The organism is Simkania negevensis Z (assembly GCF_000237205.1).
Taxonomy (GTDB): Bacteria; Chlamydiota; Chlamydiia; order Chlamydiales; family Simkaniaceae; genus Simkania; species Simkania negevensis.
Map to the genome: position 1 here is coordinate 2120162 of NC_015713.1, position 16188 is coordinate 2136349.

Genomic DNA, 16188 nt, shown 5'->3' on the forward strand with positions numbered 1-16188 from the left:
AAGAAAATATGTTAATTGCGATAAACAACCAATCCAGCACAATCACTGGCCTCCAAATTTCTCAAGCCAATTCAACAGAGTTGATGGCCGAGGCCTTAAATGTGGTCTATCAGCAAGCTCAAACAGAGTTAAATAATATCATGAATATGATGCAAGGACTTAACATTTTATACAATGACTTAAGTAGTTCTGACCTCGGAGATTTCTTTGAAAATTATTACAAGCAATACGGTAACGGATGGGGATCTCTACCAGATGGGAGTGATGAGGTCAAAGGAGCCTACATCTGGATGGTAAATTTCCTCGGAGGTGTTAACAGCCCAAACGGGTACAAAGGTTCGGGGGTGACCATTACAAATAACAACGTGAATGGGGATCAGACCTCTGCCGGTGCATGGAATGAAAGTGGTATAGGAGATAGTGATGTTCATGATACAGATGACTGGACTATTCATTTCACCATTGGCTCTCAATCATTTGATGTAACAGGAAATGATTTTGTGTCAAATTTTCAAAGCTATTTGGGTTTAGCACAGTCTGAATATACAACAGAACAAACTAGTTTTTCAAATCTAGAGCAAGGGGACCAAACATCTCTCCAAGATTTACAAAGCGGAGTACAGAGTACGGCTCAAGCAGGAGCGAATTTACTTTCTACTGGATCCTCCATGATACAAGCCATGGGCTATACATCTAGTTTACTTGAATCCCCTATGTAATAAAAGGAGAAGTAATATGACGACTTACACTATTCAAAGATTAGAAAATGAAGCTTTAAACAATCAATTCATCTCACAAGATGAACAAAGTAAAAAAAAGCAAATTCATTTAGCTTCTTTGGCAACAACATTGAAAACAGCTCTTCATCAGGCCACACCAAAGACCGACAATGACTCTCATGAAAGCTTGCAAAAGGCTATGGCAGAAATGCAAGCAATCTTATCAGAACTCATGGGCCATTTCACAGAAATCCAAGAGCAATTACAAAATGGTCAGCTGCAAATGGGGCAAACTATGGCTACAGCCTCAGAGGAAGAAAATTTACAAAAGCTGAATGAAACAACAAAACAGATTGATAAAAACGAACGCCATGAAAAATTGCAAAAAGTTTTTAAAGCCCTTGAGATTATTGGTACAGTGATTTTTTCAGCAATAGCTATTCTTACTGGAAACCCTGAAGTCGCAATTGCTTTGATTGCTATGACCATTTTTTCCTCTACTGGTGGCATGAGCAAACTCACAAGTGACATTGCAAAAGGAATCGCTAGTGGTTTGGAAGCTGCGGGAGTTAATTCTGATGTTGCGCAAAAAGTCGCCAATGTTCTAGCTGCTGCGGTTGTGATTGTTGCAACAGTTGTTGCCACCCTTGGAGCTGGCGCAATTGGAGGAGCTGCTATTTCCACTGCAAGCTCTTTTCTTGAAGATGCTTCAGAAGAAGGAACATCAATGACGTCACAACTCATAGATGGTGCAAAGAGTGGATTTAAAAATGCATCCAAAATAGCCATCATGAACGGAACCCAAGCAACGATTGGGACAAATGCAATTGTAGACATTTTTGAAGCTATGGCAGTGAATTCTTCAAATCCAAAAGTTAAAGAAGCCATGGAAATCTTGGGAGAAATCGTCCAGATTATCGTAGCGATCATTGGGATGGTCGCAGGGGGCTCCGGATCAGCCGCGGAAGATTCAGAGAGTTCTCTTGTAAATTTAGCTAAAACACTTGGAACAAAATTAGCCAACTCAAGTGAAAAATTGTCCACTTTGATGACCATGATTCAAGATGCTGGAACAGCTATTGGTACTAAATTATCAGGACTCAGCGCTGCAAAACTCCAAGCATTGGTGACTTCAGCATCTTTACTAGCTCAAGGGCTTCCCGCTATTCCTGAAATTTGGATGGGTTCTATCGACATTCAACTAGGGAAAATGGAAGAAATCCTCAGTCAATTGAATGCTAACATCAATCAGTTGAAAAACGAAACTGAATTGAATCAAGCAAGCATCAAACAAGTACAAGATGAAACAAAAGAAATCCTACAGTCTTTCGCGAACCTTATTCAAAATGTAGGAAATTATATTGCTCCAATGCAAGCTGGAGCCAATGTCGTTGCACAAGGTATTTAATAAAAGGAGATTATTATGTCAAAATCAAACCCAATAACAACATCAGATGATTCAAAAACACCTTCTTCGAATCCCTACGATTTCGCAAATTTCCAAATGGGACCTGCTGGATCAGTTATTTCTATTTTACTGAAAATGAACGAAATTGATTTAGAAATTGGACAACTTGATAACGAGCTTGCAGCCCTCAACAACCGGTTTAGCTCAGAAGAAGCTAATGCTGTCAGCACGCTGCAACAAAATCAAGGTAAACAGCAAAAAATCGATCAAGTCCTATCCGGGGTCGGCGAAATAAGCGGAGGCGCACTAAGCCTTGCAAGCGCCGTTGGAAGTACAATTTATGCAAGTAAAGCAAGTCAAAGCATCTCACCAGGAGAAGGTTACCTCAAACCTATAGATCAGTCAGGTAACGAAAACTTCCTATCTACTGCAAAAATACAACAAGATGATATTGTAAACGACCCAGCAGTCAAAACACGCATCCAGCAAATGAAAACAAATCTCGATCTTACAAAAACACCAGATAAGGTTACTACCACTCTTGAAAATGGTCAAACCGTTACTGACGAAACGATCTTGAAATTCGCCGATAGTAAGGATGTAGAAGCTGTTCAAGCGCAAGCGAAAAAACAAATAGATCAAAGAGCCAATGAAATCAAAAGCGTCGGAGAAAAAATATATTTAATCACTCCAGCACTCAAAGATATGACGACAGGAAGTTTCTCACTTGCTGCAGCAAACCACAAAGCCATTGCAAAAGATGATGAAGCGCAAGCAACAATTGCCCAAAACCTCATTTCTTCATTCAATTCGAATCAATCACTGATGCAAAACCAAGCAACTAATATCTTTGGACTGATTCCTACAATCGCTCAATACATCGAACAATTACTGATGGCTAACAAATATAACGGAGGTTGATAAAACTAAGGTAACTTATAGCAAAAATGCGAAGTGTTCGCATTTTCACCAAACTAAAAACTACTTTTAAAAAACCTTCTCTCCCCCTCCTGGTCGCTGGATTTTCTCCGGCGACCTTTTTTATCATACTCCTTGCTTGCGTCGCAATCGGGTTGTGTTGAAAAAATACACCTAAGTCATTGACGTTCTGTAAACGCTTTCACAGATTATCAGTGACTTAAGTCGATTTATTCAACAACACCGTATACAGCCTTACCAATCACAAAAATCTAGACAATAACCACTAATTAAAATACACAAGTATAGATATACCCAAAGAGATGTATTTGAGTATAGAACAACCCAAGAATAGGTGTGTTGCATAACTCTCAATGAAGCACCTATTTTTAAGCCCAAAATTCGGAGATCCTAACTTATTGATATTCAGACACTCAATTTTTCAAAACCGGGATTATGCAACACACCTGCCAAGAATAAACTACTGTCTTAGGAGAATCAAATGAGTTTAGAAGACAAAACTTTTTATCCTCATCCAAAGCAACGTTTTGCTTTGTTTGTTTGGTTTGTTTCTGTTCTTTTTATTTTTTTTATGCTCTTAGTTGAATCAAGCATTTGGTTCTTTCATTCACCTTTAGCTGATAAGACCCTCAAACAGGGTTTTAACTACGAAACCATTTTCGATCCATTTCTTTTGACTGTGATATTCCTACAGCTACCTGTCGCTTGTTTTATCGATGAATATGGACTTCGTAGAACAATCAGTCTTGTCATGCTGGTAAGTGCTTTAGGAATGATTTTACTTGGATTAAGCAACTCTACACAAGTAACCTGGATTTCTCTTTTCATCATTGGAACAGGATGGACTGTAACATTTGCAAGCACCCTTAAAATGATTTCTAACTGGTTTCACTTTAAGCATTTCGCATTAATGGTAGGATGGACAAGTTGTATCGCCTTTTTAAGCAGTTCTCTTGCTCAATTTTTAAATCAATTTTTGCTTTCTCATTTTAAATGGACAACTATTTCCATTAATTATGGTCTAATTGGAATTATATATTCTTTATTCTTTTTTATAATCTTAGGTCATTCCACATCTGGGATCAAATATGACATTTATGACGATCATCAAAAAGCTCCTTTTAAAGAAGGGGTCAAATTAGCTTTAAAAAGCAAAGAAAATTGGTTTATCGCTCTTTTTTTTGGCTTAGTTCAAGGACATCGCATTCCGTTTTTAGGGCTAAATATCCCTATTCTAAACGCAGTATATCACATTCAGTTTGAAAACGGACTTAAGTTTAACACCTATAACTTAGCAGCCTTTGTAATCGGAATATTATTCTTTTGCTGGATTTCAATGTACTATAAACGACGAAAAACCTTGATGTTAACAGGAACCATTATTGCAGCAATAACGTTTCTTCTTGCATTTTACTTTTCGCCCTTACCCTTAGTCATTGTGCAAGGTCTTTACATGATTAGCGCGTTTTTTTCAGGAGCTGTTTTCCTTGCCTTTGTCATGATTCATGAGAAAAATATTCCTCAAGTCACAGCAACAGTTACAGGTCTACTCATTATTAGCATGGCTTTTTTTCACTTAATTACAGGATGGATTATTAAGATTTTTGTAAATTTGATGAATGCTGAAAACAGAGGACTTTTAGGACTTACAGTCAGCGAATTAAAGATACTTCTAATCATCTTTCCTTTGTTTACGTTACTAGGTCTATTATTTTTATCCTTTACTAAAGAAACATTTGGAAAACAAAAAATTCGTTAAGAACTTACGCAATTTTTCTAATGAAAAAGCTTCTCTTGTTATTTCTTATTTTCGCTAACTATGTTTTTGCGCAGCCCTACCAAATCGTGATCTTTCGTCATGGAGAGAAAATGGCTGCCGAAGGATTTATCAAGGACATGGATGCCCTCCTAAATGCTCAGGGGCAACAGCGTGCAGCATATCTCGTGAATTTTTTACTGCAAAATCAAATCATCGACCAAAAAGAGCACCCGATTGGGGCCTTCTATGTTCCACGCTCATTCGTCAAGGATTTACGCGGCACCTACAATTATGTTCGCTGCACCCAAACAATCATTCCCCTCTTTCAGGCAGCCAATGCATACCTTAAGGAAAGAGTGCATAAAAACGTCGCGATCCATAATCAGTTTTCATTCGATCAAGCCAATGAAGTCCTAGCTCACCTCATGAAGCAACCCTTCGAGAGGCAAACAGTTGTAATTTGTTGGGAACATACTGAAATTCCCAAACTCCTAACAGGGCAATTTGCAAAGCTCAAAACTTCTTTCCCTGAAATGGGAAAAGATATTTACGATAAGGTCTGGGTCATTCGCTTCGAAGGAGATGAACCTACCGGCTTAACTTTCACACAGGTACCAGCTGATGGTTTCAACAATCCTTAAGACCCTTTTCTTGATGCTCGTCTTCGCTTTCTCACAAGTTGAAGCAAAACCTCATCGTATCATCGTAGTGACCCCTGGAGAGATTTCTTCAACAAATGGGTTAACGAGTGAAGGTCTGAAAAGAGCGGCAGGACTTGTGGAATTTTTCCTTGGCGTTCCCCCAAAAACGCCTCCCCTTTTTGAAGACATGGTCAGCAAAAGGGGAGAGCCATCCCACCCTATTTCCTATGTGGGCTCTCCCTCTACCCTTTCATGCATTCAAACGATTGCTCCCCTTGCAAATGTCATTTTTTACAAAAAAGCACCTATCTCTGTTTTCACTAACATCCCAGAAAGTGCTGAGCAATTCATTCCGAACAAACTGGGCCAACTAAAAGAAACCCTCTATGAGTCTCAGGAACATAGTGGAAAGACTGTCGTCATCTGCACCAAAAGTCAAGATGTTCCTTCGCTCTTGATCAACTTAGAACCAAAAATGCGGCATAATGGGGATTTTCAAAAAAAAATTTCATCAGAAGCTACTCCTAACCAAGCTTTTGTGATCACTTATCAAAACGATCATCCTCTCTTTCATGTGGTTCAAATTCATTTGTGATTTTTGGACTTGAGAAATTTCAAGAAAACCTGTAGTGTATGGGGCACACTTGAAGAATTATAGGAAGATCTTGACATGCATCAAGCGTTGAAGCTTTTACTCGACATCCAAGAATTAGACATTAAAATGATCCGGCTCATGCGTGTGAAAAAGCAACGCCAAGGTGAGCTTCAACAGATTGAAGATCTGCGGATTGAACTTGAAGAGCAACTCAAGTTAAAGCAAGAAGAAATTGCCGATCTCGATAAGCAAATCAACAATTTAGAAGAAAAGATTGAAAAGCTTTCAGAAAAGTACAAGAAACTTGAATCACAACAATCATCTATTAAGAAAGTTGAAGAATTCAACGCCTTAACACAAGAAATGACAGCTGTTGAGCGAGAAAAAGGGACTTTGGAAATGCAGACATCCAACATTCTCGACAAGAAAGTTACTGAAGAAGAGATCTACGATAAAATCAAGAGCAGCCTGGAAGCTTCTGCAGTGAACAGTCAAGAACTCGAAAACGAAATCAAGCTTGGCATTGACAAGATCAACGAAGAAGGACAACAACTTAAAGAGCAACGACTAGAAGCTGCTAAGAATGCCGACCCAGAAATACTAAAAATCTATGAGCGGCTACTTCGCAATAAAAAAGACCGCGTGATCGTTCCGATTGAAAACCGCACTTGCAGTGGCTGCCACATCGCCCTCACGCTTCAGCACGAAAACCTCGTGCGTAAAGGTGAAGCACTTGTTTTTTGTGAGCATTGCTCTCGTATCCACTTTTGGCAAGAAAGCGAATCGATCGAAGGCACTACAGTTGCCACACGTCGTCGTCGTCGCCGCACAGTTAAAGCCTAATTTGCCTGTTTCGGAAAAGGACGCAATCGCTGCCATTTATTGGGAGAGGAAAGTCTGGACTTCGCAGAAAAAGGTGCCAGTGAAAAACTGGGGGCCGTAAGGCTACGGAAAGTGTAACAGAAAACAAACCGCTAATTCTACCTAGGTAAGATTAGACAGGATGAAAATGTCGAGCTTATGGCTCGACCTCTTTGTGGAAACACAAGGACGCTGCAAACCCCACCTGAAGCAAGAAAGAGTTCGTTTCAGTTTTTCGCTCAGGAACTCTTAGAGTCGCTCGAGGATTTTGGTGACAAAGTCCCTAGATGAATGATTGCCTCGCACAGAATCCGGCTTACCCCTTTTCCGACAGCTTTCTTTTCGAAGAAGGATGGGCTTTTTCATACACTTCTCTCTTCAGTCGACTTGAAACCCTTGTATAGATTGTCGTTGTGGCTAGCGAGCTATGACCAAGAAGCACTTGAATTGTTTTGAGATCCATGCCCCGCTCAAGCCAATGTGTTGCAATTGTGTGACGAATCGTATGAGGTGTGATGGTTGCTGCAAGCCCGCTCATCAGCAGGTACCGTTTAAACATCCGATCAATCGACCGCGTCGTGAGGCGCCTTCCCCATTTATTCAAGAAGATAGCTTCACGATCTTTTTCAGCATAAGGCTTCCCCTCTTCAAACCGCGCAGGATAGCTTAAGTACTCTCGCATCCACTTTGCAGCATTTTTTGTGATCGGAATCACCCGTTCTTTTTTCCCTTTCCCCATGACCCGAATGGAGCGGTTTCTCAAATCGACATCCAACCGGTTTAAAAAAGTCAACTCACTAATCCGCAAGCCAGAGCTATAAAATAACTCCATCATACACCGATCCCGAAATCCCAAGTAGGTCGCAACATCAGGCTGAGCAAAAAGCCGCTCCACCTCTTCAAATGAGAGGGATTTTGGGACAGGTTTATCCAGCTTTGGGCTTGAAATCTCATCAAGGGGATTGTGCTCAATGATTTTTTCTCGCATCAAATATTTAAAAAAAGAACGAAGGGCTGATAAATGGCGAAAAGCGGTACGCTTCGCCACTCCTTTATAATTGAGATGGGTGAGATAGCTCCGAATGTCCCGCTTTTCTATCTGGGAAACTTCCACCCCTTTTTCAAGAAAACTTTGAAACGCTATGAGGTCTAACCGGTAATTACGAAGGGTATGCTGAGATGCGTTTTTCACAACTTCTAAGTGTCTTAAGAATCGATCCATCTCTTGAGAAAGCGTCATTGATTTTTACTCCTTATTTCTCTATTATAAGATATTATGATTGTACTCGATAAAATTTCAAAAAAGATCGGCACACGCGTTTTATTTGATGATGTTTGTGCAGCCTTCAACCCTGGTCACCGTTATGGTTTAACCGGTCCGAACGGAGCGGGAAAATCGACTCTTCTCAAAATCATGATGAAAGTTGAAGACTCTACTTCTGGAACGGTTACCCTTCCGAAAAAAGTTGGTTTCTTACGTCAAAATATCGAAGAGTTTAAAGACAACAAGGTTTTAGATGTTGTCATCATTGGAAACGAGCGCCTCTGGAAAGCAATGGTCGAGCGTGACATGCTTTACGAAAAAGAAATGACCGACGAAATCGGCATGCGCCTTGGAGAGCTCGAAGAAATCATTGCCGACGAAGATGGGTACAGCGCCGACTCGAATGCTGAAATGCTTCTTTGTGGGATGGGAATTCCCGTAGAAATGCATGAAAAAATAATGCATGAAATTCCGACCGATCTTCAATTCCGCGTTCTCTTATGCCAAGCCCTTTTTGGAGAACCTGAAGCCCTCCTCCTCGATGAACCGACTAACCACATGGATCTCGAGTCGATCGGATGGCTTGAAAGCTTCCTCCTAAACTACAATGGAACACTCATCGTTGTCAGTCACGATCGCCACTTCCTCAATGCCGTGACAACAGACATCGCTGACATTGACTACGATACGATCATCACGTATCCCGGTAACTATGATGACATGCTAGTTGCTAAAACTTCAGTCCGTGATCGAGCCGAACAAGAAAACAAATCAAAAGAAAAAAAGATCGCTCAACTCAAAGAGTTTGTCTCTAAATTTGGCGCCGGAACCCGTGCATCTCAAGTGCGTTCTCGAGTCAAAGAAATCAACCGACTTCAACCACAAGAGCTCAAAAAGTCAAACATCCAACGCCCCTATATCCGCTTCACTCCCCCAGAAAAACCTTCTGGAAAAATCGTCTTAAAAGTCGATGGAATTAGTAAGGCCTATGATGACAATGTAGTCATCAATGACTTTTCTATTGAAATCATGCGTGGGGACAAAATTGCCGTTATTGGAAATAACGGGATGGGAAAAACAACTCTGCTGAAAATGCTGGCAGGAGTTTTAGACCCTGAGGCAGGAAAAATTGAACGAGGCCATCAAGTTGAGCTTGGTTATTTTCCCCAAAACCACTCTGAGGCAATTGACAAATCAGAAAAAATCACGTCGTTCGATTGGCTGAAAAAGCATAAAGCCAAAGCTTACGATCAAGATATTCGGGGAGCCCTTGGAAAAATGCTCTTTGGGGGAGATGATGCCTTCAAAGAAATTTCCAAACTCTCTGGTGGAGAAACCGCTCGCCTGATTTTCTCTGCCCTCATGCTGAACGATTACAACACTTTAATCCTCGATGAACCGAACAACCATCTTGACCTCGAATCGGTGTCAGCACTGGCATGGGGACTCGATGAGTTCAAAGGGACAGTGATCATGGCCTCTCACGACCGCGACCTGATTAATGAAGTGGCCAATAAAATCATCGCTATCGAAAAACGGGGCATAGTCACCTTCGATGGCACACTTGATGAGTACTTAGCGGCCCGTGTTTAGTAAGCGGAAGTTTCTTTCTCTTTCTTATCGGCAACAGCATAAAAAAGCTGCAGAGATTCTTCGCACTTTCCACGAAAATAGCGATCCCATTCACCTTTCAAGGTACCGCGAGCTTGAGTCCTGGCTCAACCTCTCTCCTCTTGAGATTTCTTTTTCTTCGATTGCAGACCGTTACCACCTTCACCTCAAAGAAGCTTCTGTTTCTCTCAAAGAGCATAACCTTCTCATTCGTCGGTTCGACACTCTCTCAGACATCGATTACCTTCCTATAGCCATTTACCTTGAAAATCTCCGCTCTGGACACAACGTCGGCAGCATCTTGCGCACAGTCGAAGCCTTTCGCCTAGGCACTGTCCATTTCTCTCCTATGACTCCAGGAATTGACAACAAAAAAGTGGCGGATGCCGCAATGGGTGTTGCCTCCTTCGTCCCTCACAAAGCAAACTCAAGCCTGGAAGATCTTCCCCGTCCACTCATCGCCCTTGAAACTGTTGAAAATGCCCCTTCTTACTATGACTTTGAATTTCCCAAGACGTTTTCTCTTCTTTTAGGAAATGAAGAATACGGTCTGAATTCCGAAACGGTTAAAGAGGCCGATATCATACTTCAGATCCCCCTTCTTGGGAGTAAAAACTCCCTCAATGTTAGCTGTGCGTTTGCGATTCTGGCGGGAGAGATTCGCAAGCAATGGACTCTTCCACACCATTTAGCATCTGATAGCAAAGCTCTTCGATTGCCTTAATCGAAAACATCTCATGAACCAGCTCATCAAGTTGATCGACTAGGGCGTCTTCTAACTCTTCAAACGCTAATTCAGCTTTGGATTCCCCATCGTATTCATCTTCATCATCGACTGGAAGAAACCGACTAAGCGCTTCTAGTCTTGACGAAGCATTGCCTAAAAATTCAAAAACCTCATCATTGAAAAAGTTATCTTTAGACTCTAAACAAAGAGCCTTGGTCTTCTCCATGATTTCAGCTTCAATTGCCGCTAAGCTTTTTTCATATGTTTCTTCGCTAATTTTTTCTTCTTCATAAGCATCGATAATCATCATATCCTTTATTAGGCCTGTAAAAATGAGGTTCTGAAGAGAATGAAAGTCTTCACGGGTTGTGTCATCTGCATAGCTGTGATCAGGATAAATTCCTGCTCCTACAAAAGAGAGCATCTTAATGTTTGTGTCCCGATCTCCAAGGATGTCACGAAGACATTCCATATCTTTTTCCCAACTTAAACTAATGGGTTCTCCTGGAAAAAGTGCGATAAGCTGGGTCGCTTTTTCATCCATATCAGCTAATAAATCTGCAAACCGATTGAAAAACTGATACATGTAGTCAACAAACACTTTATTGCCAAGTGCTGCTGAAAAATCAGAAACTTGAAAAGAACCGTAAACACACGTCGGCTCTGTCTCCTCTGCCTTCAAAGAAAATGGCAGCAAAGCAGTGAGTGATACAGCTAGGGTGAGTAGTAAGCGTTTCATCGAAACCTCCTGAGTTAAAAAAAGAATAAACATCTTAAGGTCTCAAGATCTTTATTCGCAATATAAGACCCTATGTATACTCAAACAACAAAAGCTCAAAACAAGGCTTAAATGAAAAGTGAAATGATGAGATATTCTGAAACAAAGTTGCCTGCGATTTCTCGCAGGCAACGGTTCCCAACAACAGCCTCAACGTGGGCAAGTCTTCGCAAACCCTCCAGTTTCTTTTTGGATTGCAAAATATCAAAAGGCAGAGCTGCGCTTAAGATAAACGCTCACCCACAACCGAGGCAAACAGAGGAAAGTTAATCATCAATAAAAAATTTGAACCTTAAGAAATGACTCCTTTTTTCCTTTTTTTACTCCTCCAGTAAAAAGTATAAGTAAGTATAAGAAACTTATCGATTAAAAGGAAGGGTAGGAAAAAAATTCTTCTTCACGTATTGATTTCAAAAGAAGAATAGATAAAAATTGAAGCGGATTGACCAAGGATTTTAGGTATGAAGAAAGAAACTAAGACAATCTGTCTGAATTTCAAACAAGAACTTGATAAGTTCACTGACTCTGTTTATTCGCTGTCGGAAAACGGATCTCTATCCAGCCAAGAGGAATTTGTTCTGAACATGGCTGACACCATTCACAAACTTTACAATTCTTCGGTTCAAGTGATCGATTGTCCAGACGAAGATGTCAAAGAAGTTGGAGAGCTAGTCAAAAACATCTTTTTGCAGCCTCTCTCCAATAAAACAAAAAAGCCACTGACAATTTTGAATGCTTTGGAAACCTTTTCCGAGCAACAAGTGAAAGACTCCGATCTATCGGCTATTTTACACGAATACGTCTCTTACCCCGAATCCACACAAAGCTTCATTCGAGAACTCGAACTCTTATCTGAAGATTTAAATACTGCATTGAAAGAGGTTGTATAACCAGTGCTTTGAGCTTACTACCATTCACCAAAATAAAATTCGCTTTCAGCCTATTCTCGTGAACATAATTGGTAAATCCAGGCATTGAGGTAAATATATTCCATGGATTCCAACAAACGCCCAAAATATCATCGTATGTACTAAACCAGCAGTTTTTTAAAGATTAATTCCTAATCCTTACATCCGCCAGAAGAGGACTCTCTAGCAAAATTTCAGTTACTTTTTCTTGGGCTTCTTTCAAGTCCTTCTAAGTGTCACTGGCTAAATTATTTGACATGATCTAGATTGCGTTGAGATCTGTGCTTCCGAAGTTCACTCTGACCCTTTTTCAAACCAAAACTTGATATATTTACAACACGAGTGATATCGTCTAAATTTTTCCATTTGTTAAAGGATTTAGTGGAGAATCAGGTATGAGAAAATGGCTTTTATTGTTCGGAATATTAATTACTAATTGTATGTTTGCTGAGATTAACATCAAGCAGATAGAAAACTCTAACTACGAAACAATACAAACAAGGTATATTGAGATCAGCCCTGGCGATTTAGATCTTTCATCAGAAGGTCTTTATACGTTTTTCAACGGTGACTGGATGGAAGTTGTATCGCTTCATAGAACACATCGCGGATATGAAGTGGAGATAAAAGCTTTGGATCATCTTGAGGAAAGAGGGCCTGTTATGGATTGGAAATGTCCTCATTGTGGTTATATCAATACCATGTTTCAAAAAAAATGTGGAAATTGTGGAAGAAGGCCATAATAATAGGAAACAGCTGTAGTGCAGTAAATGTCACTTATTCAGAAAACACTTATCGTCTGCGTAATCTTTTCATTTTCTCTACTAATATTCCGCTCTCATTGGAAACAAATTTATGTTAATACGGTTATTCTCACAATTCCCAAAAATGATAGAGAACATTTATCTTATTTTTTTCATCTATTAAATGTGCGAGGTTTTCCTTGGGTTGCAAAAGGGATAAAACCGGTACTAACCTTTGAAGATGTTCCGAATATTGACTCAATTACGAGCTATGTCGATACAGACTTATTGTCTAAACATTATGACACTATGTTTTACCTCCACCCAATTTGTAGTCGCTTTCGAAAAGGATTACGTATATGGGAGAAGTATTCGTGGTTATTTCCATCTAAGAAGATTGTAATTGTTAATAGCAAACCTTCAAATGTTTTGCCTTATGAAACTATTTTAATCCTTAATATCGATGAGGCTAAAAAGGTTATTTTAGAAAATTATCAAGCGTTTTCTTGTGCCTTAGGAGTTTCTTTTGACATCGACCAGTTTATGGATAAACTGGTCCGTTTCCCAAGTGATTTCGTAAAAATCTTGAAAGGGAATCATTTTCTGATAGGTCTTTTATACGGATTTGGAAAGGACAACGCTTTAGCTTTCAAAAAAAAAGAAGAACCTTATACCTTCATGCTTCCACCATACTTAATATCCTATGAAAGCTCTAATGAACCTAAAGTAAAGAAGTTAAAACCTTTTCTTGAATTAGAAAGAATCGAAATATTGTTCGACGCAAATAACCCATGGTTGCGTCCTCCTGGCTTTATGGTTGATCCAGATAGTCAAGAAACTATCAACCTCGAGCGAAGATACCAGGAGCTGTTTCAAAAAATCAGCAAAGAAAAATGTGGAAAATCCGAGCTAAAATGGAGTTTGCTTCAGCTATTTTAGTTATTATATAGCTAAGTTTTTATAACTTAGTTATGGCAATAATCTTCGAAAAGTTCGTCTATTCTAAATTGATATTTTCTTCACCGAGGTCTTGTCTGAGCCCACTTATGTTCAATAGGATTTAAGACTGGGAAASAGGAGAGAGATACTCTAAAGCATAACCTGCGGCTTTGATTTCCTTATTCATAACCAAAATACTTTCAGAGGAAAGTTTAGGTAATCTAAAGATTCTCTTTTCTCTCGATGGTCACAATGATTTGCTGTTATTTAGGAAATAGAAAACGTTTGAAGTCGTCAGCGACATCGACGTTTGCAAAAACTCCTTTAGCTTCCTCGACAAAGGGAGCTAAGTCGCGGTAGCGCGCTGAAAAGTGGGTCAAGACGAGCTGCTGTGCGCCAGCTTCTTTAGCTATTTCTGCAGCTTGTTTGGCTGTCATATGGTCATGACTCATCGCCAAATCTCGATGTTCTTCTAAGTAAGTACTTTCACAGAGAAAAAGTTTTGCTCCTTGAGCCAACTTAATTGCGTTTGCGCAGGGTTTGGTATCAATGACAATTGTAAAGATATCTCCTTGTCGTACCCAACTGACATCTTCAAGCCGAGTGGTCTTTCCATCAATTATCACTTCTCCTTTTGTCTCAAGCTCTTTCACAATGGGCCCGCGGATTCCTAGCTGTTTGAGCTTCTCTTTTTCAAACTTGATCGAATCTGCTTCTTTGATTCGGTAACCAACATTGTCGACTCCATGATCCAAAAAGGCAGCTTCAATTGTAAAGCCTTCATCTTCATGAATAATCCCATTCTCTTTGATTGGATGTTCGATAACTCGGATATGGTCATGATAGATGGTACCATACCGAAGACGGTCAAAGTAGACTTTGCCGCTTGCAGGATAGTAACAATGAATGGGGTGCTCAACTTTATCGAGGTTCAGACGCATGAGCATGGAGCCCAAACCTAAGCAGTGATCTCCATGAAAATGGCTAACAAAGATCCGATTGACACAGGTGGGAGAGATATCGGCAAAGATGAACTGCCGTTGAGTCCCTTCACCTGGATCAAATAAAAATCCTTGCTGATTCCAGCGAAGGAGGTAAGCTCCATGGTTACGTAACCTCGTAGGTTGCTGTGAAGAACACCCTAAAATAGTGAGGTCGCGGACGCTCATAGCTTACCTCGAGCGAAAAACGGAATGCGACCAAGTAGCGCTCCTACAATCGCTCCAGTAATGTGGGCTGTATTGGCAATATTCATGGGAAACTCGACGGCTCCTGTTCGCATTAAGATAAATGAAATCACTTGCAAAGCAAGCATACCAAAAATGAAGACCATCAGGAAGATTAAAGTTCCTCGATTGAGTGGATAGCCTTCCCAGGGGGCCTGTCGCTGCCTCATCCAAATGAATCCTGCGAGACCTGTGATGATTCCAGAATATCCAATGAAGAGAGGGCCGCTCATGAGATATTGAGCAGCATTCGAAACAATCCCGATGATGAGGGTGATCAAAAGGTACTGCCAAAGTTTGATCCGTTCTTCAATTTGACGTCCAAGAAGCCAAAGCCAAAGCATATTGAATAAGATGTGTAAAAACCCACCGTGTAAGAGGCAGGGAGTGATGAGTCGCCAGACTTCTCCTTGACGCAATTTGATAAACATAGGGGCATCGATATCTTTACTCTTTTTAGGCCACTCTAAAATGATGTTGTAAAATCCTACCCCAGTTTGGTGTTTCTTCAATCATTTTGTATTCAGGATCGTTTTTCTCTAAATTCTCGAGACCTTTAGGATTTTCGAGCGGATGCTCCTGAAAATATTTCACAAGCAGCGGAAATGTTGCGGGAACATCGTAACAGAGATTGATGAAAAGTGGAGTCAGATTAAAAAAACGTGCTCCAGATTTTTCCTTGGCTAGACCTGCAAGTTGATATCCATTCCAAAAGTAGAGAAGAGCGCAGATGAGAATAATAATCCGGGTCATGGGCGCGTGCGCTGGACGAGGACGCTGAAGACGGGGGACAGCTATCCCCTTTGGCTTGGTGTCGGAGCCTTTTGCAATCCCCTCTCGATCGATTGGGTGCACTTTCACATCAAACCGAGAATCTTCTGGATTCTTTTTGAACTCTTCGAACCAATGCCGCGCCTGCTCAACTTCATCTTCATTCATAATCCAGATGTTAAAGGTATCTTCTGCCTCGGCAGGTTCAAATGATCCACCAATCCCTTCTTTTTGTAAAAAGGCATGAAAAGTGAACGCCTCTTTTTCACCTTTGACCCGACCTAAAAGACGCATAAGAC

16 protein-coding genes, 1 other RNA gene and 1 pseudogene are annotated in these 16188 nt (G+C 40.5%); 13 read left to right on the forward strand and 5 right to left on the reverse strand.

Translation table 11 applies throughout. The features are described 5' to 3' along the window. Positions 1-8 precede the first annotated feature (8 nt). The 8 genes from SNE_RS10350 (at position 9) to rnpB (ending at position 7257) form a co-directional block, all read left to right on the forward strand. On the forward strand, positions 9-719 hold the full coding sequence (locus tag SNE_RS10350; RefSeq protein WP_231919504.1) for a hypothetical protein: 711 nt from the start codon (positions 9-11) through the stop codon (positions 717-719). A gap of 16 nt (positions 720-735) precedes the next feature. Next, positions 736-2127: a hypothetical protein gene (locus SNE_RS10355; RefSeq protein ID WP_013944378.1), complete on the forward strand. Its 1392-nt coding sequence runs from the start codon at positions 736-738 to the stop codon at positions 2125-2127. Positions 2128-2142: 15 nt separating this feature from the next. After that, complete coding sequence (locus SNE_RS10360; protein WP_013944379.1) at positions 2143-3048, forward strand: hypothetical protein; 906 nt, start codon at positions 2143-2145, stop codon at positions 3046-3048. A 499-nt stretch (positions 3049-3547) separates the two neighbouring features. After that, positions 3548-4825, forward strand: coding sequence for an MFS transporter (locus SNE_RS10365; protein WP_013944381.1), 1278 nt, complete (start codon positions 3548-3550; stop codon positions 4823-4825). 20 nt (positions 4826-4845) lie between these two features. Continuing rightward, positions 4846-5466 carry a hypothetical protein gene (locus SNE_RS10370; RefSeq protein WP_013944382.1) on the forward strand — a complete coding sequence of 207 codons (621 nt, stop codon included), beginning with the start codon at positions 4846-4848 and terminating at the stop codon, positions 5464-5466. Further along, the gene (locus SNE_RS10375; RefSeq protein ID WP_013944383.1) at positions 5447-6061 is read left to right on the forward strand and encodes a hypothetical protein; all 615 of its coding nucleotides are present in this window, start codon (positions 5447-5449) and stop codon (positions 6059-6061) included. The genes SNE_RS10370 and SNE_RS10375 overlap by 20 nt, the downstream gene beginning before the upstream one ends. A 75-nt stretch (positions 6062-6136) precedes the next feature. Beyond that, a complete protein-coding gene (gene cdsZ, locus SNE_RS10380; RefSeq protein ID WP_013944384.1) occupies positions 6137-6904 on the forward strand; it encodes a zinc ribbon domain regulatory protein CdsZ in 768 nt (255 codons plus the stop codon). A gap of 10 nt (positions 6905-6914) precedes the next feature. Continuing rightward, an RNA gene (gene rnpB / locus SNE_RS12505) (RNase P RNA component class A) lies at positions 6915-7257 on the forward strand. On the opposite strand, the pseudogene xerA reads toward rnpB, so the two are convergent. Then, a pseudogene (gene xerA / locus SNE_RS10385) lies at positions 7257-8144 on the reverse strand (site-specific tyrosine recombinase/integron integrase); the annotation flags it as partial. The gene rnpB and the pseudogene xerA overlap by 1 nt on opposite strands. Before the next feature lie 51 nt (positions 8145-8195). On the opposite strand from xerA, the gene SNE_RS10390 reads away from it, so the two are divergent. Together SNE_RS10390 and SNE_RS10395 are read left to right on the forward strand one after the other, a co-directional pair. Next, complete coding sequence (locus SNE_RS10390; protein WP_041419064.1) at positions 8196-9779, forward strand: ABC-F family ATP-binding cassette domain-containing protein; 1584 nt, start codon at positions 8196-8198, stop codon at positions 9777-9779. Continuing rightward, a complete protein-coding gene (locus SNE_RS10395) occupies positions 9772-10521 on the forward strand; it encodes a TrmH family RNA methyltransferase (protein WP_053225357.1) in 750 nt (249 codons plus the stop codon). Before SNE_RS10390 ends, SNE_RS10395 begins: the two co-directional genes overlap by 8 nt. Here SNE_RS10395 and SNE_RS10400 read toward each other — a convergent pair. After that, positions 10424-11263, reverse strand: coding sequence for a hypothetical protein (locus tag SNE_RS10400; RefSeq protein WP_148259011.1), 840 nt, complete (start codon positions 11261-11263; stop codon positions 10424-10426). The genes SNE_RS10395 and SNE_RS10400 overlap by 98 nt on opposite strands. Before the next feature lie 500 nt (positions 11264-11763). Here SNE_RS10400 and SNE_RS10405 point away from each other — a divergent pair, with 500 nt between their 5' ends. The 3 genes from SNE_RS10405 to SNE_RS10415 all read left to right on the forward strand — a co-directional run bounded on the left by SNE_RS10405 (position 11764) and on the right by SNE_RS10415 (position 13892). Then, positions 11764-12192 (forward strand): hypothetical protein, encoded by a 429-nt coding sequence (locus SNE_RS10405; protein ID WP_013944389.1) that lies wholly within the window; start codon positions 11764-11766, stop codon positions 12190-12192. Positions 12193-12605: 413 nt separating this feature from the next. Next, a complete protein-coding gene (locus SNE_RS10410) occupies positions 12606-12953 on the forward strand; it encodes a zinc finger Ran-binding domain-containing protein (protein ID WP_013944390.1) in 348 nt (115 codons plus the stop codon). Between the two features lie 186 nt (positions 12954-13139). Continuing rightward, positions 13140-13892, forward strand: a complete 753-nt coding sequence (locus SNE_RS10415; RefSeq protein ID WP_158307241.1) for a hypothetical protein — start codon at positions 13140-13142, stop codon at positions 13890-13892. 263 nt (positions 13893-14155) lie between these two features. On the opposite strand, the gene SNE_RS10420 is transcribed toward SNE_RS10415, so the two are convergent. From SNE_RS10420 to SNE_RS10430, 3 genes are read right to left on the reverse strand one after another with little or no spacing between them, the layout of a single operon-like run. Further along, positions 14156-15061 carry a ribonuclease Z gene (locus SNE_RS10420; RefSeq protein ID WP_013944392.1) on the reverse strand — a complete coding sequence of 302 codons (906 nt, stop codon included), beginning with the start codon at positions 15059-15061 and terminating at the stop codon, positions 14156-14158. Beyond that, the gene (locus tag SNE_RS10425; protein ID WP_231919505.1) at positions 15058-15630 is read right to left on the reverse strand and encodes a rhomboid family intramembrane serine protease; all 573 of its coding nucleotides are present in this window, start codon (positions 15628-15630) and stop codon (positions 15058-15060) included. Before SNE_RS10425 ends, SNE_RS10420 begins: the two co-directional genes overlap by 4 nt. Next, positions 15575-16183: a rhomboid family protein gene (locus SNE_RS10430; RefSeq protein ID WP_013944394.1), complete on the reverse strand. Its 609-nt coding sequence runs from the start codon at positions 16181-16183 to the stop codon at positions 15575-15577. Before SNE_RS10430 ends, SNE_RS10425 begins: the two co-directional genes overlap by 56 nt. Positions 16184-16188 lie beyond the last annotated feature (5 nt).

Bases quoted from the DNA above. Each gene is read 5' to 3' on its own strand.
- SNE_RS10360 (WP_013944379.1), top strand. From the start codon at position 2,143: ATGTCAAAATCAAACCCAATAACAACATCAGATGATTCAAAAACACCT.
- cdsZ (WP_013944384.1), top strand. From the start codon at position 6,137: ATGCATCAAGCGTTGAAGCTTTTACTCGACATCCAAGAATTAGACATT.
- SNE_RS10350 (WP_231919504.1), top strand. From the start codon at position 9: ATGTTAATTGCGATAAACAACCAATCCAGCACAATCACTGGCCTCCAA.
- SNE_RS10400 (WP_148259011.1), bottom strand. From the start codon at position 11,263: ATGAAACGCTTACTACTCACCCTAGCTGTATCACTCACTGCTTTGCTG.
- SNE_RS10430 (WP_013944394.1), bottom strand. From the start codon at position 16,183: ATGCGTCTTTTAGGTCGGGTCAAAGGTGAAAAAGAGGCGTTCACTTTT.
- SNE_RS10365 (WP_013944381.1), top strand. From the start codon at position 3,548: ATGAGTTTAGAAGACAAAACTTTTTATCCTCATCCAAAGCAACGTTTT.
- SNE_RS10375 (WP_013944383.1), top strand. From the start codon at position 5,447: ATGGTTTCAACAATCCTTAAGACCCTTTTCTTGATGCTCGTCTTCGCT.
- SNE_RS10370 (WP_013944382.1), top strand. From the start codon at position 4,846: ATGAAAAAGCTTCTCTTGTTATTTCTTATTTTCGCTAACTATGTTTTT.
- SNE_RS10405 (WP_013944389.1), top strand. From the start codon at position 11,764: ATGAAGAAAGAAACTAAGACAATCTGTCTGAATTTCAAACAAGAACTT.
- SNE_RS10410 (WP_013944390.1), top strand. From the start codon at position 12,606: ATGAGAAAATGGCTTTTATTGTTCGGAATATTAATTACTAATTGTATG.
- SNE_RS10355 (WP_013944378.1), top strand. From the start codon at position 736: ATGACGACTTACACTATTCAAAGATTAGAAAATGAAGCTTTAAACAAT.
- SNE_RS10420 (WP_013944392.1), bottom strand. From the start codon at position 15,061: ATGAGCGTCCGCGACCTCACTATTTTAGGGTGTTCTTCACAGCAACCT.